7 protein-coding genes are annotated in these 12191 nt (G+C 41.9%); 3 read left to right on the forward strand and 4 right to left on the reverse strand.

Annotation, left to right across the window (positions count from 1 at the left end; all coding sequences use genetic code 11):
* Positions 1-62 precede the first annotated feature (62 nt).
* Positions 63-1802, reverse strand: a complete 1740-nt coding sequence (locus I6J03_RS06850) for a RagB/SusD family nutrient uptake outer membrane protein (protein ID WP_003008681.1) — start codon at positions 1800-1802, stop codon at positions 63-65.
* 10 nt (positions 1803-1812) lie between these two features.
* Positions 1813-5103 carry a SusC/RagA family TonB-linked outer membrane protein gene (locus tag I6J03_RS06855; RefSeq protein ID WP_003008683.1) on the reverse strand — a complete coding sequence of 1097 codons (3291 nt, stop codon included), beginning with the start codon at positions 5101-5103 and terminating at the stop codon, positions 1813-1815.
* A 383-nt stretch (positions 5104-5486) separates the two neighbouring features.
* On the opposite strand from I6J03_RS06855, the gene I6J03_RS06860 reads away from it, so the two are divergent.
* From I6J03_RS06860 to ggt, 3 genes are all read left to right on the forward strand, one after another.
* Complete coding sequence (locus I6J03_RS06860) at positions 5487-6062, forward strand: Crp/Fnr family transcriptional regulator (protein ID WP_003008686.1); 576 nt, start codon at positions 5487-5489, stop codon at positions 6060-6062.
* A gap of 83 nt (positions 6063-6145) precedes the next feature.
* Entirely contained in the window at positions 6146-7660 is a 1515-nt protein-coding gene (locus tag I6J03_RS06865; RefSeq protein WP_003008690.1) for an alpha/beta fold hydrolase, read from the forward strand.
* 138 nt (positions 7661-7798) lie between these two features.
* Positions 7799-9487 carry a gamma-glutamyltransferase gene (gene ggt, locus I6J03_RS06870; RefSeq protein WP_003008692.1) on the forward strand — a complete coding sequence of 563 codons (1689 nt, stop codon included), beginning with the start codon at positions 7799-7801 and terminating at the stop codon, positions 9485-9487.
* A gap of 76 nt (positions 9488-9563) precedes the next feature.
* On the opposite strand, the gene rmuC is transcribed toward ggt, so the two are convergent.
* Complete coding sequence (gene rmuC / locus I6J03_RS06875) at positions 9564-10892, reverse strand: DNA recombination protein RmuC (RefSeq protein WP_003008694.1); 1329 nt, start codon at positions 10890-10892, stop codon at positions 9564-9566.
* A gap of 66 nt (positions 10893-10958) precedes the next feature.
* On the reverse strand, positions 10959-12143 hold the full coding sequence (locus tag I6J03_RS06880; protein WP_003008696.1) for a formimidoylglutamase: 1185 nt from the start codon (positions 12141-12143) through the stop codon (positions 10959-10961).
* Positions 12144-12191 lie beyond the last annotated feature (48 nt).

Genomic DNA, 12191 nt, shown 5'->3' on the forward strand with positions numbered 1-12191 from the left:
GATTTAAGGTATCAAAAAGACCGGCTGGTTATAAACCGGTCTTTTAGGTTATTCAAATATAGCTATTCCCAGAATGGATTCTGAACCAAATTTTCATTCAGTTGCAACTCCTGAGTCGGTATCGGCCAGAGGTAATCTTTCTTTTCATCAAATACTTTTGCAATGTGTGCATTGACAATTACATTACCCGAAGTTCCGTTTTCCAATATGATCTCACTTCCCAGTTTTAAAAGCTGAATACCGGAGGCTGTAGGCTTATTCCCCTCATATATCCACACATCCATCTTGCCGTCTCCGTCCAGATCAAACTGTCCTGTAGAAGGGAAATACATCCCTTTAAACTGGCGGGTCAGAACAGGACCTGCCTTCCAGCGCATAATATCATCCCAGCGGAAAGATTCCATCACCAGCTCAATTCTTCTTTCGCGACGGATCTCCAGTACGGCACCTGTCTGGCTTCCCTTTACGTTCGGGTACTGTGCCATCAGATAAGCATCAGGATTAGCTGTTGCATTTGAAAGCAGCATATTGGGCATAGACACGCGGTCACGAAGTAATTTGACAGATCTGTCAATATCAGCCTGAGACAGATCATCCAGTTCGGCTTTTGCTTCTGCATAATTTAGAAGTACTTCAGCATAACGAAACAAAGGCATATCATTTTCAGAACGGTTATAGGAGTCATATCTGACATCTCCAACGAATTTGATCAGCTGATAACCCGTCACCGAATTACCAAAATTAGGTGTTTGCACCGCTGTACCACCGATTCTCTTATATCCAGGTGTGCGGATGGTCTGTGACAGACGCGGATCACGATTCTGTGTCTCCTGATAGAAGGACATCGTTGCATATCCAGGTTTATCGGTAAAACGGGAACCGTCACGCATCAGATAGGTATTGACAAGATCTTTATTGAGCCCCGGCTTACCGTAGGAAGCCGTGATGGTATAATAATTGACATTGTGCCAGATCTGCAATCCGTCACTATACTTACGGGCCAGTATGATCTCACCGTCAATAGCATTGACAGATGAAAACAGTTGCTGATAACCCATATTGTCTGTTCCCTGATAGATGCTGTAGACATTGCCGTCCATCACTTGCCTGGAAGCTGCAGCTGCAAGCTCCAGAAAACGTTTGGAATCCGGCAAATTCAGGTCTGTGTGGTATTTACGGAAAGTACCTTCGAATAATGCTACACGGGATTTCAGAGCTAAAGCCGTCCATTTGGTTACTTTTTCTGATGATTTGGTAGTACTCAGATTCGCTATGGCAAAGTCCAGATCCGCTATAATAGAATCCATTACCAGTGTTCTGGAATCTCTTTTCTTCAATAAAGCTTCCATATCGTTTTGATCGATAGCCTTAGAATACCAGGGCACATCTCCAAACCGCTTGACTTTATCAAAGTAAAAATAGGCTCTGAAGAAGCGGGCTACTGCTCCGTATTTATTCGCTATTTCAGGCGCTAATGTCCGGTTGTAATTCTCTAAAAAGAAATTAATATTCCGCAGATTATCCCAGTTCCAGCCACCACCACTCACCGGTACCTGACGCTTACCTGTCACCTGATCCGGCAGGGTATTTTTTACAATGTTATCAATATCCTCATTATACACGCCTTCTGCATCAGGCAGAGAATTGTAAAACGAATTACAGTATAATGCCAGATCATTTTCTGATCTGAAATAGTTTTCCGGAGTCAGTTTATCCTCCGGAGAGCGATCCAGATAATTTTTTTCACAGGAAGTGACCGCAATCAATCCTGCAACAACTAAAATATATGAATATAGTTTCATGATGTTAAGCCTAAAAAGTTAAGTCAATACCAAACGAAAATGCTTTGGAAAGCGGGTACGATCTGCCGTTTACTTCCTGCGCTGCCTGTTCCGGATCAATATAATCGGATCTCAATTTGGTCGCTGTCCAGAAATTCTCTCCGGATACGAATACTCTTGCTCTTGATAGTTTGACACGTTGCAGCATCTTATCACTCAGGCTATAGCCAATAGTCAGATTTTTCAGCCGGATATAAGCCAGATCCTGCAGATAACGGTCATTTTTCACATTCAGCGATCCCCTGTTATTCAGGGCAATGTATCCTCTCATAAGCGGATAGTAAGCATTTGGATTTTCAGGAGTCCACACATCGTCTGCAAAGTCTTTCGGCACAAAGGAATAATAAGGTCTGGAATAAGGCCCCCAGAATTTATCTGAATTAGCTCCCGGATACCAATGCTGACGTCCGATTCCCTGAAAGAATGCCGATACATCAAATCCATTCCAGCTGGCACCCAGATTTACACCAAATGTATAACGGGCCCGATCATTCCCGATGATCACCTGGTCTCCAGGTTTGCTAAGCGTATTATCCCCCTGATTCACAACACCATCTCCGTTTACATCTACAAATTTGACATCCCCGCCTTTGAGCTTAGACCACTCTCCCGGAGCAGACAGACGAACAGCATCTACATAGTCCTGATTGATTTTCCAGCTGGCAGCTTCTGCATCAGAAGCAAATAAACCATCTACGCGATATCCCCAGATTTCACCCAGCGTCTGCCCTACGTAATAGTTACTCAGCAACATTTTAGGGTTGTCAAAACGGGTAATTTTAGCTTTAGAATCAGACAGACCTACTGAAAAATTATATTTAAAGGGTTTGTCAGCCAATGTTCTGGAATCATTCCAGGCTACAGCAAGTTCCCAGCCTCTGTTTTCCAGATCTCCTGCATTCATCTTCGGAGTAGCCGCTCCGAATACAGCAGGCAATGTTGGTCCCGGAATCAGCATATCCAGCGTCTTGCGGATAAAATAATCAAAAGTCACATTCAGACGGCTGTTGAGAAAAGCCATGTCTGTACCAAAGTTCAACGTATTCGTACGCTCCCAGGTCAGATTACTGGATATAGGGGTAGGGGCAGATATATATTGTGTCTTTCCCCCTCCTGTGATATAATTGGACCGGCCACTGTTCATCAACGAGATGTAACCATATTCATCCGCTTCCTGTGCATTCCCCAGTTCTCCGTACGAACCACGGAGTTTGAATTCGTTTACATACTGTTTCAGATTTTCTGCAAACGACTCTTCCGTTACTCTCCACCCTGCAGATACAGAAGGGAAGAATCCAAATCTCTGCTTACTTGGGAATTTAGATGTACCATCATATCGGCCATTCATCTCAAACAGATATTTACCGGCATAATCATATGTGAATCTTCCGAAATATCCTTCCAGTGCCCATGTACGGCTTCCGCCGGTAGTCTGCATATTGCCATAGCCCAGATCAAAATCATTCAGATCTTCTGACAACAATCCGTCTACGACGCCACCGATAGCATCCCATTTTTGCTGCTCTCTGTTGTAGCCTAATACAGCTCCAAAATTGTGCTGACCAACTGTCTTATTGTAATTGGCGAACAGGTTAATAGCATGTTTGGTATAGGTAATCTGCCTTTCTGTCAAACGATCATTTCCAAGGTAATTAATTACACCCGGAAAAATCGACCAGGGAACCTGCGTACGTCTTACAAATGTCTGAACAGGGTTATAATTGAATGTATAATTTCCTGTAACGGTAAGACCATCCATAATGGTAGCCACACCTTCCAGATGGTTGACAAACTCATGTTCTTTTTTACCTCCACGTGATTTACCATACAACAGGTCGGCAAAAATACCATCACCTACCGTATAATTATTCAGCTCGGTACGATAGGTTGCCGTGCCATCCGGATTGACCGGAACATAGGAAGGCAATGCATGTACTGTAGTCGAAATAAAATTGTTATTCGACTCCTCAGGTTTATCTCCTGAGTTCCAGCCCGGGAAGGTATAATTCTTATAATTCAACTGTGAATTGTTACTTACTCTCAGCCATTTGGAGAGCTGTGCACCGATCTTACTTCTCAGATTATAAGAATTGAACTTATCCTGATTAAACTGCATAATACCTTTTTTCTCATACAATCTTCCGGACAGATAAAAATCGATTTTATCCGTTCCTCCGGTCATCGTCAGGGCATGTTCCTGAGAAGGCTGTACATCCCGATAGAAATAATCCCACCAGTCTGTATTTCCATAATAGACGTACTGATCTTTGCCATTACGATTCTGAATAACCACACTCGGCAGTGAAGGATCATTCTTACGTTTCAGCAATTCTGCATAGTCCGCTTCTGTATATCCGGTGTAGCTGTTACCTGTCGCCCGGATGAAAGCTTCATCATTCAGAATGGCGGCATCATATCCGGATGTTATAAAATCTGTACTTACGGTGAGTCCTGAAAAAGCAAAATTGTTACCGTAATTAATACTCATTTTTCCGGCTTTACCTTTTTTCGTGGTGATGAGCATCACCCCGAATGCACCTCTTGCACCATATATGGCAGCCGCATCCTTTAGGACAGTAATAGTCTCTACATCACGCGGATTGATATTATTGATACTACCGGGGACTCCGTCAATAAGGATCAGCGGCGAAGCATTCTTGCTGTTGATCGAAGCAAATCCCCGGATATTCACGGTCCCTTCACTTCCGGGTCTTCCATTGGAGAAGTTGACATTTACATTGGGCATAGCACCCTGTAAGGCCTGAGTCACATTGGAGACCGGGCGGTCTTCCAGGACTTTGGAATCAATCTGACTGACAGCTCCTGTCAGATTCACTTTCTTCTGCCTGCCATACCCCACGACGACCACATCTTCCAGTATCTGACTGTTGTCTTCAAGGGTAAATGTAACCGTACGGCTCTCTCCTACAGAAATCTGTTGTCCGTCAAATCCGATGATAGATACTTTAAGCACATCTCCCGGACGAGCATCAATTGAAAAGGTTCCACTTTCGTCTGTTTGAACAGACTTTTTGCTGTTTTGGTTTGTTACTGTTGCACCAACAAGCGGATTTCCGCTTTTATCTGCTACCGTTCCCCGCACAGGTGTCTGCACAAATGCAGAAGTAGTGATAAAGGAGCTTGAAAAGGCTCGTTCCGGGTGAAATGATAAGCTTAGCAACAGAAAACAGGTGCTGGAAGCAACAGCGATCCTTGACCGATTCCAATATCGGTCAAGAGCTGGTTTAGGCTCGTTTTTCATAGTTTTTAAATACTTTTAAATTTAAATTGGTATAGTAATACTAAATATACAAACTAAATTTATGATTCTAACAATGTCACGAAGTAAGGAAGTTTATATTAACTAATTTTTGGATACATGTTATCTTTTCGTTTAGTTACTATTAAGGAAGGCCGGTAATTTCTGAGCCTTTGAAGAGAATGAAAATTTTAGCGTGCATGTTTATGCATTTTCGAATGGTCAGATCATTTTCTCATCCTATTTAGCCTGAATGTCTGTATACTACAAAATGAGTTTTTCACAACCTGTAAGTCAATTAATTTTTTGCACTTTAGGTAAATTTCATTTACATTGTAAGCTGAGCCGATACATGTAAATTAATAACACATTATTTTTTTTCAGACATGGAAAACAAACTCATCAGCATGCTGCATAAATTCAAGATTCAATCCACTCGTGCAAAAGAGTTATTTATACAGCGCTCAGAAATTGTGAAATTGCCAAGAAACGAAAACATATTTCTGGAAGGAATGAGAAATCAGTCTGAATATTTATTGCTCTCCGGGGTCGCCCATCGTTACAATATTTCTGAAAAAACAGGGACTGTCACTACGGGATTTTATATGTCTGAATCTGTCATTACGCCTCATTTTGCGCGGACGAATAAAGGAAGAAACATATTCAGTCTGCAAACCTTGACTGATGCTGTCATCGCTGTTATTCCGGTAAAGGCGCTAGACAAACTACGGTACTCCGAGGAAGAATTCCAGGCTTTCGGACGACATATCAGTGAAACAGAATTAGCTAACCATTTCTATAACGAAGTTGTTTTTCGTTCTTTTAATGCCAAAGAACGACTGCTGACATTACGAAAAAAATACCCAAACATTGAAAATTTAGTTGCACACAACATTATAGCCTCCTATATTGGCATCACCCATGTTTCATTTAGCAGACTAAGAAATGAATTATCCCGGTAATTTGTACGCTTTTATCAAATGATAACTTTTTAATATTTCATCAAAGAGATATTTGTATCAATCATTTACTAAAACTTCAAAAAATGAAATGGTACAAATTAGCACTAGTCATGCTGCTCACTAACACTGTTTTTGGCCAAAGTAAGAAACAGCTAAAATTAAGCGCAATTGCAGGATCACAGTTCAACACTTCTGCTTCTCAGTTCAATACAAACTTAAGCACAGGTATCAATACCTGTGCTTTGGGTGCCGGCAGCAGTATTTATTTCAGGAATCTCTTTTTAGAAACAGAATTCCAATTCCTAAATGGAGGAAAATCAAATGTAGAGAACAAATTAACCCTCTCTGGTATCAATTCCTCTCTTTCTATAGGATACAATCTCTTTCCATCAGGGAAATGGCACCTTGAACCAGCTATAGGACTTGCATCCTTGAATAATAAAATAATAAGAGATGACATCAAAAACAATCAATCGACCTATTTTACAAAAAGTAGCACAGCTATTGTCCCCTCCTTGAATTTTTCGCTGACTAATCAATCCGGTTTATTTTATGGTATCAAGACCGGATATAATTTATCACTAAACAAAAATGATGCATGGAAAAACGGAATCGATAAAAACCCCTCTATTTTCACCGATCCAATCAATTCGATATTTGTACAACTTAGACTGGGTGGTGTAATAGATCTGAAAAAGAAGAATAAAGCAGTGGAAAGAAAACTAATCTCAAATCAACCTCCGACACAACATATACAGATGAATACAAATTTAGTAGCTAATGATACAGATAAGATATTCTCTGAACTGTACGCAAATCCTGATAAACCAACATTGATTTTATTGCATGGAGGTCCTGGTTATCCGGGAGATCTAACTCAGGTCATTAATATGTTAAATGAACGTTTTCAGATTATAACTTTTCACCAAAGGGGAACAAAAAAATCACCTTGCAAAAGTAAAAATTATACCATGGAGGCTTATCTGAGTGATATAGAAGCTGTTCGCCAATTCTATAAAATCGACAAATTTCATTTATGGGGACACTCTTGGGGTGGACTCTATGCACAGGTCTATGCCGAAAAATATCCGGACAATTTGTTAAGCCTGTTCTTATGCAGTCCGGGTTCAGGAACTAATGAGCAATGGAAAATGACGGAAAAAGAAGTCTTGCTGTTCAACAAATCCAAAACCTCCAGATGGAAATGGACACAGATGGGAACAAATAGTCTGCTTGGAATGTTGGGAAGCGAAAAAGCTTACAAACGTCTTTTCAAACAGGTGATGATTAACTATAATGAAGAATTTGTGCAAAAAGATAGTCTAAATGTCAATGCAGATCTGGATCTTCTGAAAGCGGCTCCTATTAATAAAACACGAAAAGAAATTGTAAAGTATCCTTTATTAACCGGATTAATAAATCCTGATTTTAAGATAACCGTTACATATGGTGAACATGATATTTACAAAGCCAGTAAGGATTTTGTATCCAACCGCTATCCAACCGCCACCTTCGTTACGATTACAAGATCAGGACATATTCCCTGGATTCATAATCCTGCAGCGTATAATGAAATCCTTAGCATGCATTATCAATAAATATTTCATAAAAGCCACAGATACGAAAAAAAATTCAGGAAGCTATTCAGTTTAAAAATTTCTTACCTTAGATCAGATAATCAATTAGGACATACATGCTCCAAACCTTCATCACCTTTTAAATAACAAATCAAACGGATGAAAAAAAGAATCCTCCATATCCTTATTCTGGGTTTTATCTTAACCTCATGTCATGCTCCACGACAGGTTTACCGTGCAAATACATTCTCAAAAGCCGCTGTTGTGACCGCACACCCTCTTGCTTCCGTTGTGGGAGTAGCTATACTGAAAGCAGGTGGAAATGCCGTAGATGCAGCTGTCGCTGTACAATTTGCACTTGCTGTGGTATACCCCAATGCAGGTAATATCGGTGGAGGTGGTTTTATGGTCTACAGAGATCATACTGGTGCTACTAATTCCCTGGATTTTCGGGAAAAAGCTCCGGCCAGAGCCACAGAAAAAATGTACCTGGATGCCAACGGCAATGTAATAGAAGATCTGAGTGTATACGGACATTTGGCAGCTGGTGTTCCGGGGTCTGTAGCCGGGATGGCAGAAGCCCATAAAAAATATGGCAAACTGGAATGGTCCGCCCTCCTGGCTCCTGCAATAGAACTTGCAGCTAAAGGCTTTCGTATCACGGAGAAACAGGCTAATGAATTCAATGAATACAAAAGTAGTTTCCAGAAATATAACCCGTTAGGCGCACCCATACTGAAGGAACAGATCTGGAAAAAGGGAGATCTTTTTGTTCAGAAAGATCTCGCAGAAACATTACAACGTGTATCAGATCTGGGACGTGACGGATTTTACAAAGGCAAAACTGCCGACCTGATCGTGGCAGAAATGGGGCGTGGAAAAGGGATAATGACGCATACCGATCTCCAGAATTATGAAGCTATCTGGCGTACTCCGGTTACAGGCTACTACAGAGGAAATAAGATTATCTGTATGCCTCCTCCATCCAGTGGAGGTCCGGCTCTGGTCGCATTGTTACAATCTGTGGAACAATTTCCGTTATCAAAATGGGGATTTCAGTCTGACTCTACCATAAGGGTAATGGTGGAAGCCGAACGCCGGATATATGCAGACAGAGCCCGGTATCTGGGCGACCCTGATTTTATAAAGGTTCCGGTTGCGGAACTGACCGACAGCGTATTCAATACCAATCGCATGAAAAGTGTAGATCTGTCAAAAGCTACCCCCAGCTCAGCTGTCCGGGCAGCTCAATTTCCAGGTTACGAATCAGAAGAAACAACGCATTTCAGTATTGTTGACAAAGACGGAAATGCCGTTTCAATTACAACTACCCTCAATGCATCCTACGGCTCACGTGTATTCGTAGCAGGAGCCGGATTCCTGCTCAATGATGAGATGGATGATTTTTCGGTCAAACCCGGAGTTCCCAATATCTATGGTCTGGTAGGAGGAAAAGCGAATGCAGTACAGGCCAATAAAAGAATGCTGAGCTCCATGACACCCACTATCGTCGAAAAAGAGGGTAAATTGTATATGGTAGTCGGCACACCCGGCGGATCTACAATCATTACTTCGGTATTTCAAACCTTGCTGAATGTTATTGATTTTGGCCAGAATGCACAGGAATCGGTAAATTCTTCCCGATTTCATCACCAATGGCTGCCTGATCAGATCGACGTGGAAAAAGAAGCAATATCACCTGCCGTGCGTCAGAAACTGCAGCAGGAGGGATATAAAATTTCTCCACGGGGAAGAATAGGACGTGTAGAAAATATTATTGTACTGCCTAACGGAAAACTCCAGACAGGAGCAGATCCACGAGGCGATGATACGGCAATGGGCTACTAAAAACTATCCCCTTTAGCATATTATATGTAATAAGATATGCTAAAAGGGATAACTATTTATAAAAAATTCTCTTTTACTATTCTTCTTCATCCAGATACTTCCGGTCAATCTGTTTATTTGCCTTTGCACCCAGTTCTTTGAGGTTCTCGACCCGTCTGATGATATTTCCTGCACCGGTTCCTAATTTTTTTGTTGCCTCCTGATGACGTTCCATTGCGCGTTGCAATTGTCCTTCTACCTGTTGCATATCCTGCAGAAAACCAACAAATTTGTCATACAGTGCACCGGCTTCACGTGCTATTTCCAGTACATTCCGGGTCTGACGTTCCTGCTTCCACATACTGGCTATCGTTCGCAGTGTAGCAAGTAAGGTCGACGGACTCACAATGACCACTTTACGATCCCAGGCATCACTAAACAGATCCGGCTTTTCCCGAACGGACATACTCAACGCCGATTCTATCGGCATAAAGAGCAGTACAAAATCCGGAGACTGAATACGGTATAACTCATGGTAATTTTTGGCAGAAAGTTCCCGCACATGATTTTCTACAGATTGAATATGCTGTCTGGCAAATATCTTTTGCTCCTCCTCTGATTCCGCATTCACCCATTTCTCATAAGCTACCAGTGATATTTTAGCATCTACAATAAGGTGTTTATCATCCGGAAGATCGATTATAGCATCCGGCTGCAAGCGTTTTCCGTCTTCATCAATGACAGAAGCCTGCAACCGGAACTCCTGATCTTTGAGCAGACCGGAACGTTCCAGCACCCGCTCCAGGATCACTTCCCCCCAGTTACCCTGCTTCTTACTATCTCCTTTCAGGGCCCTTGTCAGGTTATTGGCTTCGTTACGGATCTGCATACTCTGCTGCATCAGCTGTTCGACCACCCCCTTAAGCACATTTCTTTCCGCAGATTCATGCTGATAAGTCTTTTCAACTTTCTCTTCGAAAGTCTTGATCTTCTCTTTCAACGGATCAAGCAGAAGCGTGATACTGCTATGGTTCGTCTCTGTAAATTTTTGGGTCTTCTCTTCGAGAATCTGATTGGCAATATGCTGAAACTCCAGATTAAATTGTTTTTTCGTCTCTTCTATCTCTTTCTTCTGCCCTTCCAGCTTCTCCTGTTGTGCCTGCAAATAGGCATGAGCACTCTCCAAAGCACGGTCACTTTTCAGCCTTTCGCCACGCTCTTTCTCCAGTTCTTCTTTCAGGTCTGCACGCTCGCCGATAAGATTTTCTTCCCGTTGCTGACTGCGGGCTAATTCCAAAGCCATTTCATCCTTCTGACGACGTAACTGCTCATAATCTTCCTTTCCAGAACCCTCTTTACGTTTCAAGAACAAGACGACAAGCACTATTGTCAACAGCGCTATGATCGTCACTAACATCCACTCCATACTATTTCCTGATATAAAAAATGGCCTTTGCAGACCATCGATTTGTATATTATTTTTATAATTGAATTACTGCAACTTCTGATGAGTCCTCCACCACAGATCGGGCATCTCTCCGGATACGGCCAACTGATAATCCTCGTACCGGCAAGGAACCAGATAATATCGCTCGTTGACAGACTTGGAACCAAAGTAAGGCACCTGAATCCACCAACGATCCGATTTTTTACTTTTCACAAATACCAACTCGTGATCCATAGATTCCAAAGTCGTACGGTAGATAATATAGGATGCTTTCGGTACTAAAGGCGCATCCTGCTTACGGTTATAATAGCCATCAACAAAGCACCAGATCATCTGAGAAACCAGCATAGCAGTCTGTTCGCGCGGATCATATTTGGGATTAAACTCATAAAACCCTACAGAACTGCATTTGTCTGACATCCCTGCATAGCGTGCCAACTGACAAGCCTCATCACCAAAGAGACCATTGGGATTGGTATTGGCATTGCCACAGGCTTCAGAAGAACGGATAGCACCGATATCAAAACTTACCATATCCGCTGCGCGGATCAAAGGCTCCGACTGATCCATCTTACCAGCAATGGCACCTACACGGGTAGCATTAAAGAATAACTTGTCATACATGTTGACGGATTCTTTGCTGACCAGATAAGTTTGGTACGCGATATTATTAAGGTTGAAAAGATAATCCGGCTGATGCAGAATAATATGATTCAGAAAAGTCTGGGAATTAAGCGGAGTGTGCTCGACCTGTTCCTGATCCAGATCAAAGCGGGGATCTATTATAGCAACTTCAACGCGTTGTTCCAGATTCTCATAAGCCATATATTGAGCATAAGTAAGATCATGCCCTCCACCGATAATAATGGGAACTATATCCATTTTCACCAGTTCTTCTACAACAGATTTAACAGCGAAATAGGTGTCGCGAATGGTATTACCGGCCTTAATATTACCCAGGTCCGCAATCTTTATTTTGTAATCACCCTGATAAAGCTGGTACAGATGTTTACGTACTTCATCCGGAGCCTGAGCAGTTCCGGCATTATTCACCGCTCCACGTTCTTCCTCTACTCCGAAAATAACCAATTGAGGCTTTTCATCTCCTTCCAGCTCCGGAAAACTTTCTTCAAAGGCGACGATACTGTCTCCAAACTGAGATTTGTAAAAACCATCTTTCGCAGAGAATTGATTAACGGAAACAGGAGAAAAGAATACGGATAAAGACATAAAGTTGTTATTTTACCTACAATATTTAACAAATTGTGTGAAACAATG

The sequence above is a fragment of the Sphingobacterium spiritivorum genome (genome assembly GCF_016724845.1).
Classification (GTDB): domain Bacteria; phylum Bacteroidota; class Bacteroidia; order Sphingobacteriales; family Sphingobacteriaceae; genus Sphingobacterium; species Sphingobacterium spiritivorum_A.

Bases quoted from the DNA above. Each gene is read 5' to 3' on its own strand.
- I6J03_RS06865 (WP_003008690.1), top strand. From the start codon at position 6,146: ATGAAATGGTACAAATTAGCACTAGTCATGCTGCTCACTAACACTGTT.
- I6J03_RS06860 (WP_003008686.1), top strand. From the start codon at position 5,487: ATGGAAAACAAACTCATCAGCATGCTGCATAAATTCAAGATTCAATCC.
- rmuC (WP_003008694.1), bottom strand. From the start codon at position 10,892: ATGGAGTGGATGTTAGTGACGATCATAGCGCTGTTGACAATAGTGCTT.
- I6J03_RS06850 (WP_003008681.1), bottom strand. From the start codon at position 1,802: ATGAAACTATATTCATATATTTTAGTTGTTGCAGGATTGATTGCGGTC.
- I6J03_RS06855 (WP_003008683.1), bottom strand. From the start codon at position 5,103: ATGAAAAACGAGCCTAAACCAGCTCTTGACCGATATTGGAATCGGTCA.
- ggt (WP_003008692.1), top strand. From the start codon at position 7,799: ATGAAAAAAAGAATCCTCCATATCCTTATTCTGGGTTTTATCTTAACC.
- I6J03_RS06880 (WP_003008696.1), bottom strand. From the start codon at position 12,143: ATGTCTTTATCCGTATTCTTTTCTCCTGTTTCCGTTAATCAATTCTCT.